The sequence below is a fragment of the Terrisporobacter sp. genome (genome assembly GCF_017888745.1).
GTDB lineage: Bacteria > Bacillota > Clostridia > Peptostreptococcales > Peptostreptococcaceae > Terrisporobacter.
Genome location: NZ_JAGHFM010000214.1, coordinates 1 through 26,370, shown reverse-complemented (window position 1 = coordinate 26,370; position 26,370 = coordinate 1). Strand labels below are relative to the sequence as shown.

Sequence of the window (26,370 nt, the reverse complement as noted above, 5' to 3'; positions counted from 1 at the left end):
TCCAAGATTTTAATTTATTAGATACATTAACTGCTTATGAAAATATAGCACTTGCTTTAACAATAAAAGGTGAAAAAACTTCTGCCATAGATGGAAAAATAAAAGAAGTAGCTGCCTATTTAGAAATAGAAAAGATATTAAATAAATACCCATACCAAATGTCAGGAGGACAAAAGCAAAGAGTAGCATCAGCTAGAGCTATAGTTACAGATCCATCATTAATACTTGCTGATGAGCCAACGGGAGCACTTGATTCAAAATCAGCAAGACTATTACTTGAAAGATTTGAAAGTCTAAATCAAGACTTAAATGCGACTATACTAATGGTTACTCATGATGCTTTTACAGCAAGTTATGCTCACAGAATTCTATTTATCAAGGACGGTAAGATATTCACAGAATTAGTAAGAGGTCAAGATTCAAGAAAAGAGTTCTTCAATAGAATAATGGAAGTTATAACTCTAATAGGGGGGGATGACAACAATGTATTCTAAAATAGCATTTAAAAATGTTAAGAAAAGTTTTAAAGACTATACCATATACTTTTTAACTTTAACGTTAGCTGTTTGTATATTCTATAGTTTTAACTCTATTGAATCACAAAAAGCAATGATGGAAATGAATGCTTCAGGAAAAGAATATGTGGAAATTTTATCTACTACAATATCTTATGTGTCTGTTTTTGTGGCATTTATATTAGGAAGTCTTATTCTTTATGCAAATAACTTTTTAATCAAAAAGAGAAATAAAGAAATGGGAATTTATATGACTCTTGGTATGTCAAAAAATAAAATCTCTAAAATATTAATATTAGAAACATTAATTGTAGGTGTGTTCTCACTGTTAGGTGGATTGATTATAGGTTTTTTAGCATCACAAGGACTATCAGTACTTGTAGCAAAGCTATTCGATTTTAAAATGTCTGGCTATGTTTTTACAATATCTATGCAAGCTATAGGAAAGACTATTTTATACTTTGGGGTAATGTTTATACTTGTTATGATATTTAACTCTTTTGTTATTTCAAAATATAAAATAATAGATTTATTAACGGTTGCAAGAAAAACAGAAGAAATAAAATTCAAAAATCCTATAGTATACTTAGTTACATTTATACTATGTGTGATTTCTTTGGTAATAGCATATAAATTTGTTTTAGAAGTGGGAATAATGGGAATAAATGAGCCTAAATTCATTATATCTATAGGACTTGGAATACTTGGAACAGTTTTATTTTTCTTCTCTTTAGCAGGATTTATTTTATATGTTGTGAAAAAGAATAAAAAAGTTTATTTCAAAGGATTAAATATATTTGTAGTTAAACAAATAAACAGCAAAGTTAATACAAACTTTATATCTATGTCAGTGATTTGTTTAATGTTATTTTTAACAATTGGTATATTATCAACAGGATTTAGTTTTAAAAATGCTTTGGAATCAGGATTAGAAAAAGCAACACCTTTTGATGCCAGTGCATATATGTATGTAAGTCCGGAAGATAAGGCACAAGATATAAAAAAATCCCTTGACTATATAGGTATTAAATTTGATAAAAATGATAAAGTTGCTTATTATAATGAATACAGAGATGGGAAAAAAATCTCAGATATAATGCCTTTAAATAATGATGTTAAAAAATTAGATTATGATATATCTTATATAAAAATATCTGATTACAACAAGATTAGAGATATTAGTAATGAAAATCCAATAGATTTAAATAAAAATGAAGTATTAATAACATCTAACTTTTCTAAAATATTACCATCAGTAGAAAAGTATATGAAAAATAATAATACTATTAAGTTTGATGATAAAATATACCATATAAAAAATAAAGAAGTAATAGAAGAAAATTTAAAAACAGACTATATGCAAAATAATATATTTACAATAGTGGTAAATGATGAAGTATGCGACAATATGGAAATATCTTCAAGCAATGTAAATGTTAATTTTGTAGGTAATGATAAGGATAAACGAGCTGCTGATTTTAGTGATGCAATATATTCATACAAAACTGATGATACAGATTACGATAAATTAGGATTTGTGATGGGAACTGATAGAAATGGAATATATGAAGAAAATAAGGGCATTACAACAATGATACTATTCGTTGGGATTTATATAGGAATAGTATTTTTAATAAGTAGTATGGCAATACTTGCCCTTCAACAACTAAGTGAAGCCAGTGATAGTATAGATAGATATAAATCACTAAAAAGATTGGGGGCAAGCACAAACAGTATAAACAAAACAATATTTTTACAAACTTTGATTTACTTCAGTATACCAGTGGCATTAGCTGTAGTTCATTCAGTAGTTGGTATAGAAGTTGCAAATGACTTTATATCAATTTACAACCAGCCAGATATAGGAAGTTCATCTCTTATAACAGCGGGGATATTTCTTGTTATATACGTGATTTATTTCTATATAACTTATGGTGGATATAAAAATATAGTGAAAAATAATATATAATATATAAAATTAATATAAGCTAGGTTTAATCATAAAACTAACCATATGATTCACTAGACTTTAAATCTAATTAATTACTCAAAATCTATTTAAAATAGTAAAATCTATTTTAAATAGATTTTTTTGGTATAATAATAACAATAATAAAGTAAATATAGATTTATTGAAAATAAAATTTGAAGAATAGGAGTGATAGAATACATGGAGAAAATAATAATTATTGAAGATGATGAAATAATTAGAGAAGAGTTGGAAAACTTTTTAAGTAAATATGGATATGAAATTGTAGCTCCAACATTTTTTGACAATGTGGTGCAATTTATTTTAAATGAAAATGCCAACTTAGTTTTATTAGATATAAATCTTCCAATTTTTGATGGATATTACATATGCAGAGAAGTAAGAAAGAAGTCAGATATTCCTATCATAATTGTAACAAGTAGGGATAGTGATATGGATGAATTGATGAGCATGAATTTGGGAGCTGATGATTTTGTCACTAAGCCATATAATACACAAATATTATTAGCAAGAATCGCAGCATTACTAAAAAGAAGTGGATCAAACGCAGCTACTAGCAGTATTTTAACTTATAAAGATTTTCAACTGAATTTATCCAATGCAACTATTATATACAATGAAAAAGAAATTGAACTAACTAAAAATGAAGTAAAAATACTTTCTTATTTAATAAATCACAAAGGTGAAATAGTATCCAGAGAATTACTTATGGAATACTTATGGAGTACTGAATATTTTGTAGATGATAGCACCTTAACTGTAAATATAACGAGACTTCGTAAAAAGTTAGAAGAAATAGGAATAGAAAATGTAATAGAAACAAGAAGAGGACTGGGGTATATTATGCCATGAAAATAATTGACTATATAAAAGATAAGGGACTTTTTTTAGCTATAAATTTAATGATTTTTATAATTATTTCATTTCTTATGTACTCTGCAAATGTGGCTTTAGTTATAATTTTTCTTCTATTTTGTGTATGGTTTTTGCCACTGCTTACCTATATGTTAATAGAATATATAAAGTTTAGAAAATATTTTAATACTGTGAAAAATATATTGGAAAATCTAGACAAAAAATATTTGTTACCTGAAGTATTAAATGAGCCTAACTTTATTGAAGGAGAAGAAATAAATTATATTTTTAAGGTTTTAAGCAGAGATATGAACGAGAATGTAAAATATTATAAAAATATGCAAGAAGAATACAGAGAATATATTGAAATGTGGGTTCATGAAATTAAAACTCCCATAGCATCAACAAAATTATTAATAGAAAACAATACTAATGAAATAACAAGAAAAATAGACACACAAATTGACAGGATAGAAAACTTTGTGGAGCAAGTTCTGTATTATTCAAGAAGTGATGAAGTAGGTAAAGACTATATTATAAAGAAGATAGAATTATCTAAAGTTGTTAAATCTGTAGTTAAGAAAAATCAAAGAGATTTTATTGGAAAAAGAATAAGCCTGCAATTGGGAGAGCTTGATGAAATTATTTATAGTGATTCAAAATGGATTGAGTTTATATTAAATCAAATAGTGGGAAATGCTATTAAATATTCAAAAGGTGAAGGCGATAAAATAAAGATTGAATCCAAGAAATTTGCAAACTCAGTAGTTTTAACAATAGAAGACAATGGTGTGGGAATAATTGAGAGAGATTTAAACCGCGTATTTGAAAAAGGCTTTACTGGAGAAAATGGTAGAAAGTTTGGTAAAAGTACAGGTATAGGTTTATACTTATGCAAAAAACTATGTGACAAGATGGGATTGGGATTAAATATTGAATCTGAAGAAAATAAAGGCACAAAAGTAACTGTAATTTTCCCTCAATCAGAAAATTTAATATAAAATAAAAAATCTCAACGAATTTAAAATTGGTTGAGATTTTTATTTTTTACTTACAAGGACATTATATTGACTTCAAACCTGTAGAAAATTCCTAGGTTGAAGTATTATCCATGCATAAATTTTTATATTCTTTGACAGTCATATTTTCATATTTTTTAAATACTTTGCTAAAATAACTGCTTTCATTATAACCAAGTTTAAATGCTACATTTACAATACTATCTTTATTAAAATAAAAATATGTTTTTGCTAAATGAATTTTTTTCATATGTAAATATTCTGTGACACTAATACCAAACTGTTCTCTAAATATTCTGCTGAGATAACCTTGACTTATATTACAATATTTTACTATGGAACTTAAATTAATTTCTTCATGAATATGTTCATCTATATAAGTAAAAACGTTTTTTAAAATAGGATAACGTTTTATGCTATTTTGTTTAAATATAAAATCAAATACTTTAAAAATCCAAATTTCAATAGATTTAGAATTTTGTAAGATATTTGAAGTTAAAGGAAACTGAGTCTCAATATGATTAAATATATTTATATCAAAGCCTTGATCTAATAAAATATTTTGCACATTAGTCTTAAATAAATTATTTAACTTAGATATATTTTTTTTGCTGTACTTATATATTTTATCAGAAATTTGATTAGTGTTTATGTAAAAATTAGAGTAATTTTTATCTTCTAAAGATTTAATCAATTCTTCAAAAGGATTAAAATAAGATAAAACTTGTTTTTTATCACTAAATGAATTTAATATATTATATAGGACAACATCGTTTAATGGCTTTTCAAGAATATCTTGTATAGAATTATTTCCTTTATCTTTTAGTAAATTTTTTGTATTAAAAGATGAAATTACATATATAGATATATTGGGAAATAATTGAGTAATGAATTGGCTTGCCTCTATACAATTAATTCCAGAAATATGAGAGTCCAAAAAAAGAATATCGATAGAATTTTTCCTACATTCTTCTAAAGTATCTTCGTAAGTATTTACAACATTAGCAACTTCAAAATTATGATTTTTTGAAATTTTAATGCTTAAAGCTTCACACATAAGGATATCATTATTGGCTATGAGCACTTTATACAAGATTAATCAGCCCCTTTTATGTTTATTTCCATATTAATTTATATTCCCTGCCTTTGAGTTTATATGTGTTTACTTCAAACTCAAATTTATCACCATACATATTTTTTAATTTCTTAATTGAGCTATCTATACCTAATTTTATGTAATAACCTTCATGTCTATCTTCATAATCTTCAAAATGTATAAAAAGTTCTTCGTCTGTAAGTCCTGGGCCATTATCACATATAGTAATTATAGTTTCATTATTTTCAAATTTACCTACTATGCTTATAGAACCGCAGTTTTTATTTAATAAAATACCATTATATAAGGCATTCTCAATAAAAGGAAATAATATTTTTGATGGTATTTTTTTAAATTTTACATTACTATCGACATCTATAGAGTATAAAAGCCTTTCTTTATATTTTAATTTTTGTAGCAACAAATAATTTTCAATATTTTTTAATTCATCTTTTAGATTAGTAAAAGGCTCCTTAACTTGATGTGTATACTTAATATATTCTGACAATAAAGAAAGTGCAGATTCAGTATTAGTGGCTTTTTCTATTATTGAAAGATTAGTAATTAAGGTTATTATATCTAAAAGTGCATATAAATTTGTTGATGATTTTAATTCATCTAGTTCATATGTTACCTTATCTAAATCTTTTTTTAAATAATTATTTAGCTCATTAATTTCCATAAGTTTAGAAGTTGCAATTTGGGGATTTATATGTTTTGAAAGTAGATTTTCACCAAGTTGGTTTACTACAAGTTGAACAAGCTCTGCAATACTTTTTAACTTATTGTAAGGAAATATTGGAATATCATTAAATAAATATTTAAAGTTATCAGAAAGACTATCAAGCTCCTTATTAGGCATTACTGATTTAAGATTACAAATTTCACTAGGAGCATCATTGCAACGAATTTGACCACCTATAAACCCTCCTAAATAGTGACCTTGAATAATAATTGGTATAGCTACCTCTGTTAAACCACATGGACAAAAATACACATTAGCTTTTTGTGTAACTGATGCCTGAATAGAACCGAAGGCATCTGATGATTTACATCTTTGTAATCCAAGTGGACTATTTCTTATATTCTTACAAAATTCTGAAAAACTAGTTTCATTTGTAATTGCATCACCTTTATAATCTACAGTAACAAAAGCCAAACCTGTAGTATTTGAAAGAATTGTTTGTATTTGTTCGAGCTTTTCTCGTCCAAAAAGGTGTATGATATCTAGTTTATCAAGTGAAATATTTTCATCAACTGGATTTGACAAACAGTTATCATACAACATATTAATTTGATTGCTTAACAAACTTTTATTCATTTTATCAATCCTTAGTAGATATTTGTAAAAGTAAAATTTTGTAAATTCTTCTACATTTAAATTAAATTATAGCATAATTAGTATTTTTTAACAATTAAATGCAACAAAGGAGTACTTTAAAATATATGAGTAAATTACAAACTTTAATAATGTAAAATTACAACTGTTTCAATGTACAAATAGACATTATCAATAGTTTTAATTTTACATTAAATAGATTTTATAAACGCATGAGCTTGCAATATTAATAAACTATAATGAAAGGAAATAATATTGCATTATTATAATTTACTAATATTTGTATAAAGGACTTTTAAGTTGAAGGAGGAATATTGTGAAAATTTTAATGATAGCAGGTGATTTTACAGAAGATTATGAGTTGATGGTTCCTTATCAAGCATTACAAGTAGTTGGACTAGAGGTTGATGTAGTATGCCCTGATAAAAATAAAGGAGATATTATAAAAACAGCTATTCATGATTTTGAAGGATATCAGACTTATACAGAAAAAGTAGGACATAATTTTGTTTTAAATGCTTCTTTTCAAAATATAAAGCTTCATGAGTATGATGGATTGTTTATAACAGGTGGACGATCATCAGAGTATTTGAGATTAGATAGTAGAGTATTGGACATAGTTCATTACTTTATGGATTTAGAGAAGCCTATAGCTGCAATTTGCCATGGAATACAGATTTTAACTGCAGCTGATGTTGTTAAAGGACTAGATATAACTGCATATAATTCAGTGGAACCAGAAGTTAAATCTGCAGGTGGAAACTTCATAAAAAAGGATTCACATGAAGCTATTATATGTAGAAATATAGTAACTTCTCCAGCATGGCCTGGAAACGTAGAAATATTAAAGGGATTTTTAAAACTACTAAAAAGATAAAATAAATACAGATTTTATTTTAAATTAATAATAATGAACAAAATTACAAGTTTCAAAATTATATATTTTAAGTCTTAAAAATATTTATAGTTTTTACTATCAATGATATAGAATGCAATTAGAAATAAAAAACTTAAAAAATTTACTTATGCAATTTATGAGGAGGATATTTATGATAGGAAAAGGCTTTACAGAACCAACAGAACGTATAAAAAGATTAAAGAAAGCTATTATTAATGCAGTACCATATGTGGAGTCAGAAAGAGCTTTATTAGTAACAGAATCATATAAGGAAACAGAAGGATTATCTCCAATTATGAGACGTGCTAAAGCTGCTGAACATATATTTAATAATTTACCAGTGACAATTCATGAAGATGAGCTTGTTGTAGGTGCAATAACTAAAAACTTACGTTCAACAGAGCTTTGCCCAGAGTTTTCATATGAGTGGGTTGCTAAAGAATTTGAAACAATGGGAACAAGAATAGCAGATCCTTTCCAAATACCTGAGAAAACAGCAATAGAACTTGAAGCTGCTTTTGAATACTGGAAAGGTAAAACAACTAGTGAATTAGCTGATTCATACATGTCTCAAGATACAAAAGATTGTATAGCTAACGGTGTATTTACTGTTGGTAACTATTTCTACGGTGGTGTTGGCCACGTTTGTGTAGATTATGGAAAAGTTTTAAGAATAGGATTCTCTGGAATAATAGAGGAAGTTAAACAAGCTTTAGAAAAAATGGATACAACTGATCCTGAATATATAAAGAAAAGAAATTTCTATGAAGCAGTAATTATTACATATAAGGCAGCAATAAATTTTGCTCACCGTTATGCTGATAAAGCTAGAGAGATGGCAGCAAGTTGTTCAGATCCAATAAGAAAAGCTGAATTACTTAAAATAGCAGCAAACTGTGATAGAGTTCCAGAAAATGGAGCAACAAACTTCTATGAAGCTTGTCAATCATTCTGGTTTGTTCAAATATTACTTCAAATAGAAGCTAATGGACACTCAATATCTCCAGGCCGTTTTGACCAATATATGTATCCTTATTTACAAATGGATAAAGAAATATCTAAAGAATTTGCTCAAGAACTAGTAGATTGTATATGGGTAAAATTAAATGATGTAAATAAAACTCGTGATGAAGTTTCAGCTCAAGCATTTGCTGGATATGCAGTTTTCCAAAACCTTATAGTAGGTGGACAAAATGAAGAAGGTATGGATGTTACAAATGATGTTTCTTACATGTGTATGGAAGCAGTTGCTCATGTAAAATTACCAGCACCATCATTCTCAATACGTGTTCATCAAAATACACCAGATGAGTTCCTTTATAGAGCTTGCGAGGTTACACGTTTAGGATTAGGTGTACCTGCAATGTATAATGATGAGGTTATAATACCTGCACTTTGTAATAGAGGAGTTTCTCTTGCTGATGCCAGAAATTACTGCATAATAGGTTGTGTTGAACCTCAAAGTCCACATAAAACTGAAGGATGGCATGATGCAGCATTCTTTAATATAGCAAAAATTTTAGAAATAACTCTTCATAACGGTAAAGTTGGAGATAAACAACTTGGACCTATTACTGGTGATGTGACAACATTTACATCAATAGAACAATTATTTGAAGCATATAAAAAGCAAATGGAATACTTCATATATCACTTAGTAGAAGCGGATAACTGTGTAGATTTAGCTCATGCAGAAAGAGCTCCATTACCATTCCTTTCAGCTTTAGTTGATGACTGTATAGGTAGAGGTAAAAGTGTTCAAGAAGGTGGAGCTATATACAACTTTACAGGGCCACAAGCATTTGGTGTAGCTGATAGTGGTGACTCAATGTATGCTATTAAAAAGCATGTATTTGATAATAAAGAAGTTACTATGGCTGACCTTATGGAAGCTTTAGATAATAACTTTGGATATAGTGTAGATAATCAAGCTTGTAGCAATGCAACATCTAGTGAAGATGAAGCTAAGATATATGAAGCTGTTAAACGTATATTAAGCAGTATGGGTACATCAAATTCTATAGATATAGCAGATATACAAAAAACAATAACAAGTGAATTAGCTTGTGGAGTATCGAATAGCAATGTTTCTAGATATGCTGATATCAAGAGAGTGATGGAAAATACAACTTGGTATGGTAATGATGAAGATGAAGTAGATTTATTAGCTAGAAAATGTGGTCAAATATATTCTCATGAAGTTGAAAAATATAAAAATCCTCGTGGAGGTACATTCCAAGCAGGTTGTTACCCAGTTTCAGCCAACGTTTTATTTGGTAAAGATGTAGCAGCACTACCAGATGGTAGACTAGCAAAACAACCTTTAGCTGATGGAGTTTCACCAAGACAAGGTAAAGATGTAAATGGTCCAACAGCAGCTGCAATGTCTGTTGCAAAATTAGATCATGAAAATTATTCAAATGGAACACTTTATAATCAAAAATTCTTACCTTCAGCATTAGCAGGAGATGAGGGGCTTAAGAGATTTGCGTCAATAGTAAGATCATACTTTGATCACAAAGGTATGCATGTTCAATTTAATGTAATAGATAGAGAAAAACTTATAGAAGCTCAAAACAATCCAGAAGAACATAAAGACTTAGTTGTACGTGTTGCTGGATATAGTGCTCAGTTTACTGTATTAGCTAAAGAAGTTCAAGATGATATCATTAGCCGTACTGAACAAAATTTATAGAAATTAATAGATAGAATAAGAGAGTGAAGGGAGTCATTATGGATTCAATTAATTATAATATGACAGGAACTGTATTTGATATACAGAGATTCTCATTACATGATGGTCCCGGTATTCGTACAATTGTATTCCTTAAAGGTTGCCCTTTGCGCTGTAAATGGTGCAGCAATCCTGAAAGTCAAAACAATAATCCTATTGTAATGTATAAAAAAAGTGATTGCTTTAAATGTGGTAGGTGTATTTCAGTTTGTAAAATTGGTGCAATAAGTTTTAATAATGAAACTCATATTGACAGGAATATATGTACGGGTTGCGGAGAATGTGCAAATGTTTGTCCATCAGGTGCGTTAGTTTTAAAAGGAAAAACAATGACAATACAACAAGCAATAAAAGAGTTAAAAAAAGATGGAACTATATTTAGAAGATCTGATGGAGGTATTACACTTTCTGGAGGTGAACCTCTTGTTCAGTATGAGTTTGCATCAGAATTATTACTAGCTTGTAAAAGTCAGGGGTGGAATACAGCTATAGAAACAACAGGATTTGGAAGTGAAGAAGCTATTGAAAAAGTTATACCATATGTAGATACAGTTTTATTAGATATAAAACATATAAACCCACATATTCATAAAAAATTCACTGGTGTATCTAATGAAATAATTTTGAAAAATGCTAAACGTATTTCTCAAATTACAAAAACTGTTGTTAGAGTTCCTGTAATACCTGATTTTAATTATTCTTGTGAAGATATTGAGGATATTGCCAAGTTTGTGAAAACTCTTGAAAACGTAGATACAGTACACCTTTTACCATATCATACTTTTGGTGAAAACAAATACGATCTTTTAGGAAGAGAGTATACACTTGATGGACTTAAAAGATTAAACAAAGAAGATTTGGATGAGCATAAAAAAATAGTAGAAAGCTATGGTATTAGATGTATCATAGGCGGATAGTTAAAATATAGTGGAGGAAAGTTTAATGGATCAGAATTTAATTGAAAAAGTAATGAAGCAAGTATCTGAAGAGCTAGGTGTTAAAGAAGAAAAAGCTAAAGAAAGTTGTACAGAAAATAAATCTATTGGTATGACTGAATTTGTTGGTACTTCAATGGGTGATACTATAGGTCTTGTAATAGCAAGTGTAGATTCAATGTTAGTTGATACTATGAAATTAGGAAAATATCGTTCAATAGGTATTATTGGAGGAAGAACAGGCGCAGGACCTCAAATATGGGCAGTTGATGAAGCCGTAAAAGCTACAAATACGGAGATTATATCTGTTGAATTACCAAGAGATACAAAAGGTGGAGCAGGTCATGGAAGTCTTATATACATAGGAGCAGATGATGTATCTGATGCTAGAAGAGCAGTTGAAATAGCACTTCAAGCAATACCTAAATATTTTGGTGATGTATATGGTAATGATGCAGGACACTTAGAATTTCAATATACTGCAAGAGCAAGTTATTGCCTAGAAAAAGCTTTAGGAGCTCCTCTTGGTAAAGCATTTGGAATGACTTGTGCAGGACCAGCTGCTATAGGAACAGTTTTAGCAGATATAGCAGTTAAAGCTGCAAATGTAGAGATTGTTGGATATAGTTCTCCAGCTAATGGTACAAGTTATTCAAATGAAGTTATTTTAACTTTTACAGGAGATTCAGGAGCAGTAAGACAAGCAGTTAAAGCAGCTATTTCAGCTGGTAAAAAAATGCTTGGAGCTTTAGGTGATGAACCTAAACCTACTACAACTCCATATATATAATATAAAAAATATAATTAAAAACTGGTTTTATTAATAAAGGAGGCTTATATATGAATTCTGAAGCATTAGGGATGATAGAAACAAAGGGGCTTGTAGGAGCTATAGAGGCAGCTGATGCAATGGTTAAAGCTGCAAATGTTATATTAGTAGGATATGAAAAAATTGGTTCAGGTTTAGTAACTGTAATGGTAAGAGGTGATGTAGGAGCTGTTAAGGCATCTGTAGATGCAGGTACAGCAGCAGCTTCATCAATAGGTCAAGTAATATCAACTCATGTAATACCAAGACCACATACAGATGTTGAAAAGATTCTTTCTAATATTAAATAGAAACATTTACATATGTGTAAAATAGTGCCTCAATTTTACAATTGAGGCGCTTATTGAGATGAGGTGTAGATTTGAATATTAGTGAAGAAAAACTAAGAGAGATTATTAAGAAAGTATTGTTAGAGATTACAAATCAAAAGAATATTTTAAAAAGTAATGCAGAAAAATCAAAAGTCTACATATTTTGTAGTAAAAAATGTGACACAGAGTATTTAGATTTTTTAGAACAGATATATAAAAGTGATTTATTTAATATTCATATAGTCGCAGATGATAAATTTAAAAATGATGTTTGTAAATTAGATATAAATAAATATGTTCCAGATGAAAATATAATATATTTTTCGGAAGGAATACCAAAAGATCTTTCTAATGCAATGAGTATATTTCCAGTAGTTGAAAGGGATTTAGTTGTAAAAACAGCACTATGTATAAGTGATACATTTTGTAATGAATGGATTGCATCTGCTATTGAATCAGGTGGAAAAATAGTGTTTTTAAAATCAGGTTTGAAAAAGTTTACAAATAAAGAGCCTAAAGCCTATATAAATCAAATTATATCTTATTATAGAAAGGTTTTAGAGTATGGAATAGAGATAAGAAGTACATCAGAATTAATTAAATTGTACAAAGAAAAGAATTCAAACGAACAAGTTAAAATGAATTTTAATACAAAAGATAATATTTCGTTGCAAAAAGAAAACAAATCGAGAAAAAAAGTAATAACTTTAGAAAATCTAGAACAATATGGAGCTAATGGAACTATTATTGTCAACTCTGATGATATTATAACTGACTTGGCAAGAGAAAAAGCCAGAACTTTAAATATAGAAATAAAGCAATTTTATGGAGGTGACAGATAATGAAGGAGTCATTAGGGTTAGTTGAAGTTAGTGGAATGTCGACAGCTATAGTGGTTGCCGATGCTATGGCAAAATCTGCTAATATTAAAATCGTTGGAATCGAAAATTCAAAAGGTCTAGGATATATGACTATAAAAATTACTGGGGATATTGGAGCAGTAAATGCTGCAGTAAGTGCAGGTAAACAAATAGGGATTACACACAATAACTTTGTATCATCAAAAGTTATTCCAAGACCATCAGATTTTATATATGAAGTTTTTGTTACAACTAAAGAAGAAAAAAATAAAAAATTAGATAAAAAAGAAAACAAGAATGAAAATATTAATACAGATGAATTTTTAAAAGATTGTGAAAGTAGTAATTTCAATGAAGAAACTGATGACAATGTAAAAAATATAGAAAATAAAGAATAATAAAAGGTGTGTAAAAATAATGAAATTGGCAAAGGTTATAGGAACTGTTGTAGCTACTAGAAAAGAAGATTCATTAGTTGGATGTAAATTAATGATAATTAGGCGAGTTGATGGTAAGAGCCAATATATAGATAGTGAAGAAGTCGCTGTAGATTTTGTAGGAGCCGGAATAGGAGATATCGTACTAATTGCCCAAGGATCATCAGTTCGTGTGGATCCAAGAAGAAAAGAATCTATAATTGATATGGCGATTATTGGAATTATTGATGCTATAGATATTTAGAAATTAGTATTTTGAAAATAAAAAAGGGGGTGAAGTTTCTTAAAATGAAAAGTGGTATTTATAGAAGTGTTTGTGATGCAGTTTTTGTATCGAAGAAGGCGTTTGATAGATATACAGAATTTACACTGAATGAGCGAAAAGAAATTATTGAGTCTATAAAAAAATCTCTTCGTCCCTTAGTTAATGATTTAGCTAGAATGACAGTCGATGAAACTTGTATGGGGAATATAAGTGATAAAGCTAAAAAGATTTCCCTTGCTATTGAAAAAACTCCTGGAGTTGAAAATTTAAATACGGAAGTAAGTACAGGAGATCATGGTATGACATTGTACGAAATTTCACCTTATGGAGTTACTTGTGCAGTACAGCCATGCACAAATCCATGTGCAACTTTAATAAGCAATACAATTGCTTTATTATCGGCAGGTAATTCTGTTATTCATTGTCCCCATCCAAGAGCAATGAAAGTATCTCAGCTAGTAACTGAAATAATAAATAAATCTATTGTAGAAGTTTGTGGAATTCATAACTTAGTAGTGACGCTAGATGAGAGTCTCATAAAATACACATTAGAATTAATGAGTCATCCAGATGTAGAGTTAGTAGTTTTCACAGGTGGAAATACTGGCTTACAAAGAGCTTTAAGTTCTCAGAAAAAAGTTATAGCTGCAGGACCTGCAAATCCAGTTGCTATAGTTGATGAAACAGCAGATATTAAAAAAGCTGCCAAAGATATATTTTTAGGAGCATCTTTCGATAATAATCTCATGTGTACATCTGAGAAAAGTGTTGTTTTAGTTGAGAGTATTGCTGATAAATTTATAGATGAAATTAAGAGAAATGAAGTTTACTTTATTACTAGTCAAGTAGAAAAAGAAAAATTACTAAGTACGATTATAACAGAAGATGGTAATGTAAATAAAAAACTAGAAGGTAAAAATGCAAATTTAATTTTACATAAATCTGGAATAAAAGTTGATAAGGTTATAAAGTTAATTGTATTTGAAGATTCTTGTTATGGTGATGCTGTTGTAAAAGAGATATTCATGCCAATACTTCCAATTGTAAGAGCTAAAAATTTTGATGAGGCTTTAGAAACTGCCATTGAAATTGAGCAAGGTTTTAAGCATACATCAAGTATGTTTTCAGAATCTATTGAACATTTAAATAGAGCTGCTAAAAAAATGCAAACATCTATATTTGTGAAGAATGGACCTTCATATCTTGGAATAGGATTTGATGAAGAAGGAGATACAACATTCACAATAGCTAATGTTACAGGTGAAGGATCAACTACTGCCAAAAATTTTGGAAGAAAAAGAAGATGTATATTAACAACAGGCTTTTCTATTCGTTAAATGATAAGGAAGTGATATGGGGAGATGAATAAAGGAGAAATAAGATATTATGTAACATCAGAATCTGTTACAGAAGGTCATCCAGATAAGATTTGTGACCAAATATCAGATGGTATATTAGATGAATATTTAAAGCAAGATAGTAAATCTCATGTAGCTGTTGAAGCCATGGTGTCTACAGATACATTAGTAATTGCTGGTGAGATTGCATCAACTGCAAAAGTTAATATTGTTGAAGTAGCAAGAAATATTATTAGAAAGATAGGCTATACAACACCTAACAAAGGATTTGATGCTGATTCTTGTTTGATTTTAACTAATGTACATAATCAATCATCAGATATATCCATAGGAGTTAAAAAATCTATTAATGAAGATAAAGAAGTAATAGGAAGCGGTGACCAAGGAATAATGTATGGTTATGCTTGCAATGAAACTAAAAACTTTATGCCTATTTCTTGTGAGTTAGCTAATAGATTATCATTTCAGCTTGCAAAAGTTAGAAAAAGTGAAGGTGCATATTTCCTGTATCCTGATGGAAAGACACAGGTAACAATGGCTTATGACTCTGAGGATAATCCTATAAGTATTGAAAGTATTGTAATCTCAGCTCAACATAGTGAAAAAATATCTAATGATTTACTTAGAGAATTTATAATTGGATCTGTTATTAATCCTGTTATAGATAAAAAATGGATAACAAAAGATACCAAAATATACATTAATCCTACAGGTAGATTTGTAATAGGAGGGCCAACAGGAGATACAGGTCTTACTGGAAGAAAAATAATGGTGGACTCATATGGTACTATTTCCAGACATGGTGGAGGAGCCTTTTCAGGAAAAGATCCAACTAAAGTAGACCGCTCTGGGGCATACATGGCAAGATATGTAGCTAAAAATATAGTGGCTTCAAATATTGCAACACGATGCGAAGTATCAATTGCTTATGCTATTGGAGGAGTAGAACCTTTAGCTGTTACTGTAAATACATTTGATACAGGTATAATACCTGATAGAGAAATTGAAGATATAGTTAAAGAGGTTTTCTCATTTAAGGTTGTAGATATAATAGAAAATCTTCAATTAAGAAAACCACAATACTTAAAAACGGCGGCATATGGTCACTTTGGAAGAAGTGATGAGGATTTTGCTTGGGAGAAAATTGATAAAATTTATGAAATAAAAAGAAAGCTAAAAAATAAATTATTTTAATTAGGAGGATTTTAAAATGTCAAATGAAGCATTAGGAATGGTAGAAACAAAAGGATTAGTAGGAGCTATAGAAGCAGCAGATGCAATGACAAAAGCAGCAAATGTAAATTTAATAGGATATGAAAAAATAGGTTCTGGATTAGTAACTGTAATGGTTAGAGGTGATGTAGGAGCTGTTAAAGCATCAGTAGATGCAGGTACAGCAGCAGCAAATGCTATTGGAGAAGTAGTTTCTACTCATGTTATACCAAGACCACACACAGACGTTGAAAAAATACTACCAAAGTCTTTATAAAAATAAGTTAGTAGTATAATAAAAGGAGCATAAAAAATGATTTCAGAAGATTCGGGAAAAATAATAAAAATTATTACTCAGAAAGTAATAGAAAAGTTAAAGGAGTATGAAAAATCAAGAATACCAATAGGTATATCAAATAGACATATTCATTTATCGCAAAAAGATTTAGATGTGTTATTTGGAGAAGGATATAATCTTACAAAAAAGGTTGATTTAAAACAACCAGGTCAATTTGCTAGTAATGAAACAGTTACAATTAGAGGTCCAAAAGGTGAGTTTAACAATGTTCGTATTTTAGGACCTGTAAGAAATGAAAGCCAAGTAGAAATTTCAAGAACTGATAGTTTTCGTCTGGGTTTAAAAGCCTTAGTAAGAGAGTCAGGAGACTTAGAGGGAACATCGAGTATAGAAATCATTGGGCCTAAAGGAATGATAAAACTTCCTTATGGAGCTATAATTGCTTTGCGTCATATTCATATGACACCGGAAGATGCACAAATTATGGGAATTAAAGATAAAGATACTGTAGAGGTACAAATTTGTGGTCAACGATCAGGAATTTTAGGGGATGTACTTGTTAGAGTATCTCCTAAATATAAATTAGAAATGCATGTAGATATGGATGAGGCAAATGCTTTTGATTTAAAAAATAATGATTATGTCATTATAAAAAAACAAAATTAATTAAGAAATATATATTAGAAATTTAAATACATTATTAGAGATGTTATCATCTTAAACCGACAGAAATAGTTAACTTTAAGGAAGGTGTAAATATGGATATAGATGTAAAAATGATTGAAAAAATGGTTTCAGATGCACTCAAAGAAATCAAAATTGAAAATATTACTCAAGAAGTAGAAAAAAATTCTATAGAAGGTAACTATGGAGTTTTTAAAACTATAGAAGAGGCTATTGATGCATCATATGTAGCACAAAAAGAACTATTATTTTCAAAAATATCAGATAGACAAAAATATGTAGATTCTATAAGAAATACCATATTAAAAAAAGAAAATCTTGAGCTTATATCTAGACTAGCAGTAGATGAAACTGAAATAGGATGTTATGAGCATAAGTTAATAAAAAATAGATTAGCAGCTGAAAAAACTCCTGGTACAGAAGATTTAGTATCATCTGTAAAAACTGGAGATGATGGTCTTACTTTAGTAGAGTATTGCCCATTTGGTGTTATTGGAGCGATAACTCCTACAACAAATCCTACAGAAACTATTATTTGTAACTCTATAGGTATGATAGCAGGAGGAAATACAGTAGTTTTTAGTCCGCATCCAAGAGCTACTAATGTTTCTCAAACTATTGTAAAAATGCTTAATAAAGCATTAGAAGAAGTAGGAGCACCTAAAAATCTCATAACTATGGTGGAGAAACCTTCAATTGAAAATACAAATAAAATGATTGAGAATCCAAAAGTACGTTTTTTAGTAGCAACAGGTGGACCATCTATAGTTAAAAAAGTACTTTCATCAGGAAAGAAAGCTATCGGAGCTGGAGCAGGAAATCCTCCAGTTGTTGTAGATGAAACTGCAGATATTAAGAAAGCAGCTAAGGATATTATTGATGGATGTAGTTTCGATAATAATGTTCCTTGCATAGCAGAAAAAGAAGTATTCGCCGTAGAATCTATTTGTGATAGTTTAATTGAAAATATGAAATTAAACGGAGCTTACTTAGTTAAAGATAAGAAAGTAATAGAACAACTTCTAAGTGTTGTTGCAAAAGAAAATGGAGCTCCAAAAACTGAGTTCGTAGGAAAAAGTGCAAAATACATATTAGATAAAATAGGTATAACTGTTGATGATAATATTAAAGCTATCATCATGGAAGTTAATAAGGATCATACTTTTGTTCAAGAAGAAATGATGATGCCTATTTTGCCAATTGTAAGGGTTGAAGATGTTGATAAAGCAATAGAATATGCTCAAGAAGCTGAACATGGAAATAGACATACAGCAATTATGCACTCTAAGAATATAGATAAATTAAGCAAGATGTCAAAAGTTATGGAGACTACAATATTTGTTAAAAATGCCCCTTCTTATGCTGGAATAGGTGTAGGAGGAGAAGGACATTCAACATTTACAATAGCTGGACCTACAGGTGAAGGTTTAACATCTCCAAAATCTTTTTGCAGAATTCGAAGATGTGTTTTATCAGATTCATTTAGCATAAGATAATTGATAGAACACGAAGGAGAGAAGTTTAATGTCAAATGTATATGTAAAAACAAGAATTTATAGTGGAGATAAGTCTATAAAATATCTTGAAGAAATTAAAAAACAAGTAATTTTAATAGTATGTGATAAGTTTCTAGTAGAAAGTAAAGCAGTATCATATCTTACAGATTGTTTAGAAGCAAATAATAATGTATACATATATGATGGCGTAGTAACAGATCCATCTACAGAAGTAGTTGTTGATGGAATTAAACATATATGCAAAGAAAAACCTTCTATTCTAATTGGATTTGGGGGCGGATCTGCTATTGATACTGCAAAAGCAATGCTTTATTTCACTAAATTAGAAAATTTAACTTCACAACCTTTATTTATAGCAGTTCCAACTACTAGCGGTACAGGAACAGAAGTTACATCCTTAACTGTCATTACAGATAAGGAAAGTAATGTAAAAAAAATAATAGAGTCAGAAGATATTTTACCAGATGTAGCTCTTTTAGATCCTACATTAACATTAACAGTTCCAAAAACAGTTACTGCAAATACAGGCATGGATGTATTAACTCATTCACTAGAGGCTTATGTATCTAAAAATAATAATGTATTTTCTGATGCATTGTCAGAAAAATCAATAGAGTTATTAATAAAGTCGTTAGTTAAATGTTATGAAGATGGAAATGATTTAGATAGTAGAAAAATGATGCAGGAAGCATCTACTCTTGCAGGAATGTCTTTTAATATAGCTGGATTAGGATTAAATCATAGTATAGCACATCAATTAGGTGCTACATTTCATATTCCGCATGGACTTGCAAATGCTATGTTACTAAATAGTGTTATTGATTATAACTGTAAAGATGAGTCGATACTAAGAAAATATGCAAAACTTTCATATAAGCTACAATTTGTAAATATAGATGAAAGCCCTAAAATAGCGGTAGAAATATTAAAACGTATTATAAAAACTATGATGATATCTATGAATATGCCACTAAGAATAAGAGATATGGATATTAGTAAGGCTGATTATCAAAATAGTATTAATACTATGGTAGAAAATACATTAAAAGATAGATGTTTATCTACTACACCTAAAGATATAATTAGCAATGATATAAAAGAAATATTATTGCTAATATACTAAATGTATATTACAAAGGGCTGGGTTTATAATCCAGCTTTTTGCTTATTATAGTATCAAAGGAGGTCAGTATATGTCACAGTTAGCAGTGGGAATTATAGAAGTAATTGGTCTTTCTAGTGCAATTGAAATAGCAGATATTTGTGTAAAATCTGCAAATGTTACTTTAATTGGATATGAGTTAAGTCAAGGAAATGGAATGGTTGTAGTAAAAATAGAAGGTGATGTAGGTTCTGTTACAGCATCAATACAAGCAGCTAGCAACAAGGGAAGAATATATAGTAAAAAAGTTATACCAAGACCTGGATATGGAATTGAAGATTTAATTAAAAATAAGAATACAGTGGGATATAAAGATCTAGATACAAACATAGATAATAATACAAACATGTTATCTATAAATGAAGATATAAAAGATAGTAAAGTAGATGAAGATATAGAGTATAAAAAAATAAATGAAGACAAAGAAGAAGATGTAATAAATAATATAGAAGAAAATAATCTTAAAAAAGATGATTCTAATAAAAAGTATACATGTAATTTATGTAAAGATTCTAAATGTCCTAGAGAAAAAGGAGACTTAAGAGTAAACTGCATTCATTATGAGGATAAAGACACAAATAGTTAAATAACAGAATTATACTTGAAAAATAAATATAAAAATTAAGAAAATAGGTATGATTTAAAATATATTGTTTTATTGAAAATAGAGGGAGGATAGGTGATATTATGAGTTTGAATAAGAGTAATCAATTACTGGAAGAATTTTCTCATCTTATAAGAGAAAAAAAGTGCAACCCGTATGAAGGAAAATTAAAGGTAGGAGTTGACTTAGGTACAGCTAATATTGTTTTATCTGTGGTTGATGAAAATAATAATCCTATAGCAGGAGCAACATATAGTTCAAGTGTAGTAAAAGATGGAATAGTAGTTGACTATATGGGAGCCATAAGAATAGTAAGAATGCTAAAAGAACAAGTAGAAGAGATAATCGGGGAAAAACTATCTTATGCAGCAACTGCTATACCTCCTGGAATAACAAAAGGAAATATAAAAGCTATAGCAAATGTAGTGGAATCAGCTGATTTAGAAGTTGTTAATATAGTTGATGAACCAACAGCCGCTTCTTATGCACTTGATATAAAAGAAGGCGTAGTAGTAGATGTTGGAGGTGGAACTACAGGTATAAGTATACTAAAAGATGGAAAAGTTATATTTACTGCAGACGAAGCTACAGGAGGTACTCATATGACTCTTGTATTAGCTGGATCTTTACAGAAAACATTTGAAGAAGCGGAAGAGTTAAAAAAGCAGGCTAACAAGGAACAAGAAGTATTTTCCATAATTAGACCTGTAGTAGAAAAAATGGCTACAATAGTCAAAAAATATATAAAAGATTATGATATTAAAGATATTTATGTAGTAGGTGGAGCTTGTTGCTTCAAAGACTTTGAAAAAATATTTGAAAAAGAAATAAAAGTTAAAACAATAAAACCTATACAGCCACTTTTAGTAACACCTCTAGGGATAGCTATGAATTGTACAGTTTAGAAATGTTAATTAAAGTGTGAAAAATTCATTAGAATCTAAAGGAGGATGTAGATTGAGTGAAAATATAAAGGAAATTGAATCTATAATAACAGAAGTAATCAAAAAAGAAATTTTAGGCTGTCAAAATAGAGAAAGTTTTAATATGGATGATAATGTATCAGTAGAACTTAATTTGCAGACAGCTAAAGAAATAGCAAAATTTGCTGAAGATAAGGCCAATGAAATAAAAGTACCTATGGTTATCTCAATAGTAGATAGTGGAGGAAACGTAATTTTAGTTCATAGAATGGAAGATTCTCTTCTTGCAAGTATAGACTTATCTTTAAATAAAGCATACACAGCAGTAAGTTTAAAAATGCCGACAGATAAACTTAAAGATTTATGCAAATCAGAAGGAGTTTTATATGGTATTCAACATACGAATAATAGAATTGTAATATTTGGAGGAGGAATACCATTCAAATATAATGGTAAAGTAGTTGGAGCAGTCGGGATAAGTGGCGGAAGTGTGGAAGAAGATATGTGTGTATGTGAATATGCCATCAAGAAAACAATAACAAATAAAATTTATTGAATATTAATTTTTTACTAATTATATTATTAATAATGGAGGGAAATAATATGAGTTTTTTATCTTTAATCGCAGCTTTTGGAGGAGGAGCTTTTGGTGCGGCTTTAGGAGCATTACCAGCATTTATATAGCATTTGCAGGAGGTGTTGCAGCAGCAGCTTATGCAGGTAGAAAAAGTACAACTTCAAAAACAGGACAATTAGTAAGTGGAGATGTAGCTGTACTTACTGAAGAGGATATATTTAATGGTTCAGATATTACATTTGCTTTAAATTCAAAGGGAGATTATTCTATTATTATTGTAGGGGGAATATTTGGGGTAATATGATATTTGATAAATTATTTGTATTCAAGTATAATAGGTTTTCAAACAGATACTGTAGCTATGACAGTTGCAACATCTGGTATATTGGCAAGATTGATTATAGGTAAAAGTGGATTAATAGGAAAATATACAAGTAATGATTCTAGGGAATTTATATCAAAAGGCAAGGAATTAATTTATAATATTATACTAGGTTTAATGGTAGGTATTGTTATAAGTTATACAGGAGCTGTACTAATAGAAAGTGGTGTGCCTGTAGATGCAGTTAAAGCATCATACCCATCACTATGTTTTGCTATTAGTGCAATAACTTTAATATTTGTACAATTTGGAGCCGGAGTACCGACAACTCATCATATAAGCTTGACATCTTCAAATGCATTTGTATTGTCAGGGAATCCTATAGTAGGAATAATAGTTGCTATTATATCTTCACTATTAGGTGATTTTTTCACTAAGACATTTAATAGTCATTGTGATAGTCATATAGATCCACCAGCTTGTACTATATTTATAATGACATTTATAATTTTAGCTGTATTTGCTTAGTAAAATATAATATTTTAATTTACTTTTTTATATGATTAGATTATAAAATTTACATAGTAAAGTGTAAGATTGTATAGTATATATTGCTATGGCAAAACGTTTTCGATATTGAGATCTAATAAAATCACATTGTTGTAATATTCAAGATAATTTGTATATATGCTCTCAGTATTTGTAACAACTTGACAGTGAAAGTTCGTCTCGGACTTGATAGTGGGAATCGCTAGTTAATGTCAATGGTGTCAATCGTGAGGTGGAATCTTAAAGAAACCTACGGCAAAGACTAAATCCAGGAACATGATCTACATGATGCTATTAGAAATTGACGAGCTTACATAACAAAATAAAGTCCAATATGATACGAATTTCTAATAGTAATGTAGCAGATTGGATCTATGTCAGGTCTCTAAAATAAAGTGTGTATTCTTCTAAAGAGTGTGATAATTAACTTATTAATGCAATTAATTATCCAAAGGAAGGTGCACACTTTTTATGCTTGATAAAACTAAAATTCTAAAAAGACTAATTGAAGAATATGACGTAAAGACAACTAAAGATATTTTAGGTGTGTATATAGTTTGGAAAAATAACTGGGATGATCTTGGTATATACTTTAAATGTTTTTAAGAGGTAAGAAGTTAAATATATACAACTAATTCAATAGAGAGTTACAACAGGCTATTAAGAAAAAACACGAAATCAAAGGTATTTCCATCTAATGATGTATTATATAAGTCATTATACTTAGTAACTATGGATATTTCAGAGAAAAGGACTATGATTTTATAGTCATAGTCCTAAAAATAGTTATCGTATATCTTAATTAAATATAGAAATTACACGTTACTATTTACATACTCTAGGTTTGTGTAAAAACAAACCACCTATACTCCTTTTTGTATAAATAATTAATTAACTTTGAAGATACTCTGTTTTAGTATTATATCCATTACGATAATCAACAGGTGTGATGTTATTAAATTTTTTAAATAAACTGCTATAATAGCTGTGGCTGTTATATCCAACAGACATTGCAACATCTAATATTGAATATTCATCATTCGATAAAAAATCTTTACTTTTTTCAACCCTAAATTTATTTAGGAAGTCTGAAAAAGTATACCCAATTTCTTTTTTAAATAGCCTGCAAAAATAACTTTTATTAATATTTAAATAAGAACATATATCATCTATCTTAATATCATCTTTATAGTTTTTATGTATATAAGCTATTGAGCTAGATACATGAGAACTAAGTTTAGGTCTATTATTTAAATTTTCTTTTATTATACTTTTTAACATATTTTGAATATTGTTAATGCAATAAAATGGCTTGAAAGGTATATTAATATCTATAGTAATATTAGAGGATCTAAAAGGCCCTGCAATAACATAGCCATTATATAATGAGTTTTTTATAGGTGCAATTATAAAATGTATATTATCATAATATGTAAGTTTTTTTATAGATGTTGCATTTTTCTTGATATATTCATAAAGTTTAACATCTTCAATGAATTCATCTATATTAGAAGAAGATGCAATTTTATATGTTAATTTAAAGTTGCTGTCTACATATCTTATAGGAATGTAAAAACAATCAAAAAAATCTTTTAATACGATTTCTAAATTACTCATGTCTACCACCAATCTTTAATAATTATAAAAAGCAAAATATAGCTTTAATAATAGTCTCATTTATAAATATATAGCTATTTATATTGATATTGATATTATAATATAAAATATATAAAATGGAAATGATAATGATAATTAATATCAACTTATTTATAGAAAAAGTAAATATACTTAAAGACTTTATAGTAGAAAAGATATAAACTTAAATAAGTAAATGATAATGAGTATCAATAAAAAGAATTTTGAAGGGATAAAGAAATGAAGAAGATAGCTATTTATGGAAAAGGTGGTATAGGTAAGTCGACAACTACTTCTAACTTGTCAGCGGCATTATCACATTTAGGATACAAAGTTATGCAAATTGGATGTGATCCAAAGGCAGACTCAACTAAGAATTTAATGAAAGGTAAGTTTATAGATACAGTACTTGATGTCATGAATGAAAAAGGAGATGACCTTGAACTTTCAGATATAGTATTTGAAGGATATCATGGAGTACTTTGCGTAGAAGCTGGAGGTCCTACTCCTGGTGTTGGATGTGCAGGGAGAGGGATAATAGCAGCATTTGAGAAGTTAGAAGAACTAGAGGCCTTTGAAGTATATAAACCAGATATTGTAATCTATGATGTACTAGGAGATGTAGTATGTGGAGGATTCTCAATGCCAATAAGAAATGGATACGCAAATGATGTATATATAGTTACATCAGGTGAAATGATGTCAATGTATGCAGCAAGCAATATATCAACTGCTGTTAATCAGTTCAAAAAAAGAGGATATGCATCTCTTAAAGGAATTATACTAAATGCTAAAAATGTAGAAGATGAAGAAAATTTAGTTAATAATTTAGCTAAAGAAATAAACTCAGAGGTATTCCATAAAATACCGAGAAAAGGGATTGTTCAAATAGCTGAGAATGAAGGCAAGACAGTTATAGAAAAAGAAATTGAAAATGAAATGTCACTTATATATTTAGAGTTGGCTAAAAAGATAATGGAATAAATTTATAAATATTAAGCAAAAAATATTAGGAGGAAATATTATGAAATTTAAAAAGTTAGCATCAATATTAATGATATCAGCATTATTTTTAACAGGATGTACACCATCTAATTCTGGCAAAACTGATGAAGAGAGTGCATCTAATGAAACTATAAAAGTTGTTGCAGGATCAGTAGCATCTGCTCAAGTACTTGATAGTATAGGAGCAGAGGTAGTGGGTATACCAACTACTAAGTTAGAACTTCCAGAAAGTTTAAAAGGATTACCTGAAATAGGTCAATCAATGAGCCCAGATTTAGAAAAAGTAGCATCACTTACTCCAGATGTATTTGTAATGGACAATATGTTTAAAGAAAAAGTAGAAGAAAGTATGAAAGAATATGATTTAAATACGTTCTTCTTTGATACTACTACATACTCAAACTTTTTAACTAGTATAGAACAATTAGGTGAAGAAGTAGG

The 26,370-nt window shown here is 28.9% G+C and carries 27 protein-coding genes and 1 pseudogene; 25 read left to right on the top strand and 3 right to left on the bottom strand.

Annotated elements, in window-relative coordinates; all coding sequences use genetic code 11:
- From J7G74_RS10395 to J7G74_RS10380, 4 genes are all read left to right on the top strand, one after another.
- Nucleotides 1–494, top strand: a 494-nt coding sequence (locus J7G74_RS10395; RefSeq protein WP_297134963.1) for an ABC transporter ATP-binding protein, incomplete at its 5' end; no start/stop codon positions are given.
- The gene (locus tag J7G74_RS10390) at nt 484–2,484 is read left to right on the top strand and encodes an FtsX-like permease family protein (RefSeq protein WP_297134960.1); all 2,001 of its coding nucleotides are present in this window, start codon (nt 484–486) and stop codon (nt 2,482–2,484) included. The genes J7G74_RS10395 and J7G74_RS10390, both read left to right, overlap by 11 nt.
- Before the next feature lie 201 nt (nt 2,485–2,685).
- Nucleotides 2,686–3,357, top strand: a complete 672-nt coding sequence (locus tag J7G74_RS10385) for a response regulator transcription factor (RefSeq protein ID WP_297134957.1) — start codon at nt 2,686–2,688, stop codon at nt 3,355–3,357.
- Nucleotides 3,358–3,551: 194 nt separating this feature from the next.
- Complete coding sequence (locus tag J7G74_RS10380; protein ID WP_330616515.1) at nt 3,552–4,361, top strand: sensor histidine kinase; 810 nt, start codon at nt 3,552–3,554, stop codon at nt 4,359–4,361.
- Between the two features lie 91 nt (nt 4,362–4,452).
- Here J7G74_RS10380 and J7G74_RS10375 read toward each other — a convergent pair whose 3' ends face one another.
- Nucleotides 4,453–5,463 carry a response regulator transcription factor gene (locus J7G74_RS10375; RefSeq protein ID WP_297134970.1) on the bottom strand — a complete coding sequence of 337 codons (1,011 nt, stop codon included), beginning with the start codon at nt 5,461–5,463 and terminating at the stop codon, nt 4,453–4,455.
- 31 nt (nt 5,464–5,494) lie between these two features.
- Nucleotides 5,495–6,796 carry a PocR ligand-binding domain-containing protein gene (locus J7G74_RS10370; protein ID WP_297134950.1) on the bottom strand — a complete coding sequence of 434 codons (1,302 nt, stop codon included), beginning with the start codon at nt 6,794–6,796 and terminating at the stop codon, nt 5,495–5,497.
- 334 nt (nt 6,797–7,130) lie between these two features.
- On the opposite strand from J7G74_RS10370, the gene J7G74_RS10365 reads away from it, so the two are divergent.
- The 19 genes and pseudogenes from J7G74_RS10365 to J7G74_RS16810 all read left to right on the top strand — a co-directional run.
- Nucleotides 7,131–7,691, top strand: a complete 561-nt coding sequence (locus tag J7G74_RS10365; protein ID WP_330616514.1) for a DJ-1/PfpI family protein — start codon at nt 7,131–7,133, stop codon at nt 7,689–7,691.
- A gap of 172 nt (nt 7,692–7,863) precedes the next feature.
- Nucleotides 7,864–10,407 (top strand): glycyl radical protein, encoded by a 2,544-nt coding sequence (locus tag J7G74_RS10360; protein WP_297134947.1) that lies wholly within the window; start codon nt 7,864–7,866, stop codon nt 10,405–10,407.
- 38 nt (nt 10,408–10,445) lie between these two features.
- The gene (locus tag J7G74_RS10355; protein WP_297134945.1) at nt 10,446–11,363 is read left to right on the top strand and encodes a glycyl-radical enzyme activating protein; all 918 of its coding nucleotides are present in this window, start codon (nt 10,446–10,448) and stop codon (nt 11,361–11,363) included.
- Between the two features lie 25 nt (nt 11,364–11,388).
- A complete protein-coding gene (gene pduB / locus J7G74_RS10350; RefSeq protein ID WP_297134943.1) occupies nt 11,389–12,171 on the top strand; it encodes a propanediol utilization microcompartment protein PduB in 783 nt (260 codons plus the stop codon).
- Nucleotides 12,172–12,221: 50 nt separating this feature from the next.
- Complete coding sequence (locus tag J7G74_RS10345; RefSeq protein WP_297134941.1) at nt 12,222–12,500, top strand: BMC domain-containing protein; 279 nt, start codon at nt 12,222–12,224, stop codon at nt 12,498–12,500.
- 71 nt (nt 12,501–12,571) lie between these two features.
- A complete protein-coding gene (locus tag J7G74_RS10340; RefSeq protein ID WP_297134939.1) occupies nt 12,572–13,363 on the top strand; it encodes a hypothetical protein in 792 nt (263 codons plus the stop codon).
- Nucleotides 13,363–13,779, top strand: coding sequence for a BMC domain-containing protein (locus tag J7G74_RS10335; RefSeq protein WP_297134937.1), 417 nt, complete (start codon nt 13,363–13,365; stop codon nt 13,777–13,779). The genes J7G74_RS10340 and J7G74_RS10335 overlap by 1 nt, the downstream gene beginning before the upstream one ends.
- A 19-nt stretch (nt 13,780–13,798) precedes the next feature.
- Nucleotides 13,799–14,062 (top strand): EutN/CcmL family microcompartment protein, encoded by a 264-nt coding sequence (locus J7G74_RS10330; protein ID WP_297134935.1) that lies wholly within the window; start codon nt 13,799–13,801, stop codon nt 14,060–14,062.
- A 44-nt stretch (nt 14,063–14,106) separates the two neighbouring features.
- Nucleotides 14,107–15,420, top strand: coding sequence for an aldehyde dehydrogenase (locus J7G74_RS10325; protein ID WP_297134933.1), 1,314 nt, complete (start codon nt 14,107–14,109; stop codon nt 15,418–15,420).
- Between the two features lie 24 nt (nt 15,421–15,444).
- Nucleotides 15,445–16,635 (top strand): methionine adenosyltransferase, encoded by a 1,191-nt coding sequence (metK, locus tag J7G74_RS10320; protein WP_297134932.1) that lies wholly within the window; start codon nt 15,445–15,447, stop codon nt 16,633–16,635.
- A gap of 16 nt (nt 16,636–16,651) precedes the next feature.
- Nucleotides 16,652–16,930 carry a BMC domain-containing protein gene (locus tag J7G74_RS10315; RefSeq protein ID WP_027626993.1) on the top strand — a complete coding sequence of 93 codons (279 nt, stop codon included), beginning with the start codon at nt 16,652–16,654 and terminating at the stop codon, nt 16,928–16,930.
- A 36-nt stretch (nt 16,931–16,966) separates the two neighbouring features.
- On the top strand, nt 16,967–17,617 hold the full coding sequence (gene pduL, locus J7G74_RS10310; protein WP_297134927.1) for a phosphate propanoyltransferase: 651 nt from the start codon (nt 16,967–16,969) through the stop codon (nt 17,615–17,617).
- Nucleotides 17,618–17,715: 98 nt separating this feature from the next.
- Entirely contained in the window at nt 17,716–19,131 is a 1,416-nt protein-coding gene (locus J7G74_RS10305; RefSeq protein WP_443081654.1) for an aldehyde dehydrogenase family protein, read from the top strand.
- A 28-nt stretch (nt 19,132–19,159) separates the two neighbouring features.
- Nucleotides 19,160–20,275, top strand: a complete 1,116-nt coding sequence (locus J7G74_RS10300; protein WP_297134922.1) for a 1-propanol dehydrogenase PduQ — start codon at nt 19,160–19,162, stop codon at nt 20,273–20,275.
- Nucleotides 20,276–20,345: 70 nt separating this feature from the next.
- Nucleotides 20,346–20,900, top strand: coding sequence for a BMC domain-containing protein (locus J7G74_RS10295; RefSeq protein WP_297134920.1), 555 nt, complete (start codon nt 20,346–20,348; stop codon nt 20,898–20,900).
- Between the two features lie 101 nt (nt 20,901–21,001).
- Nucleotides 21,002–21,823, top strand: a complete 822-nt coding sequence (eutJ, locus tag J7G74_RS10290; RefSeq protein ID WP_297134919.1) for an ethanolamine utilization protein EutJ — start codon at nt 21,002–21,004, stop codon at nt 21,821–21,823.
- Between the two features lie 52 nt (nt 21,824–21,875).
- The gene (locus J7G74_RS10285) at nt 21,876–22,397 is read left to right on the top strand and encodes a GlcG/HbpS family heme-binding protein (protein ID WP_297134917.1); all 522 of its coding nucleotides are present in this window, start codon (nt 21,876–21,878) and stop codon (nt 22,395–22,397) included.
- 328 nt (nt 22,398–22,725) lie between these two features.
- Complete coding sequence (locus tag J7G74_RS10280; RefSeq protein WP_297134914.1) at nt 22,726–23,268, top strand: hypothetical protein; 543 nt, start codon at nt 22,726–22,728, stop codon at nt 23,266–23,268.
- Nucleotides 23,269–23,847: 579 nt separating this feature from the next.
- Nucleotides 23,848–24,045 (top strand): annotated as a pseudogene (locus J7G74_RS16810) (transposase); the annotation flags it as partial.
- A 135-nt stretch (nt 24,046–24,180) separates the two neighbouring features.
- On the opposite strand, the gene J7G74_RS10265 reads toward J7G74_RS16810, so the two are convergent.
- Entirely contained in the window at nt 24,181–24,906 is a 726-nt protein-coding gene (locus J7G74_RS10265) for a helix-turn-helix domain-containing protein (protein WP_297134910.1), read from the bottom strand.
- 258 nt (nt 24,907–25,164) lie between these two features.
- Here J7G74_RS10265 and J7G74_RS10260 point away from each other — a divergent pair, with 258 nt between their 5' ends.
- Together J7G74_RS10260 and J7G74_RS10255 are read left to right on the top strand one after the other, a co-directional pair.
- Complete coding sequence (locus J7G74_RS10260) at nt 25,165–25,908, top strand: nitrogenase iron protein NifH (RefSeq protein WP_297134908.1); 744 nt, start codon at nt 25,165–25,167, stop codon at nt 25,906–25,908.
- A 40-nt stretch (nt 25,909–25,948) separates the two neighbouring features.
- Nucleotides 25,949–26,370 (top strand): ABC transporter substrate-binding protein (locus tag J7G74_RS10255; protein WP_297134907.1); only part of this gene is annotated, 422 nt, incomplete at its 3' end.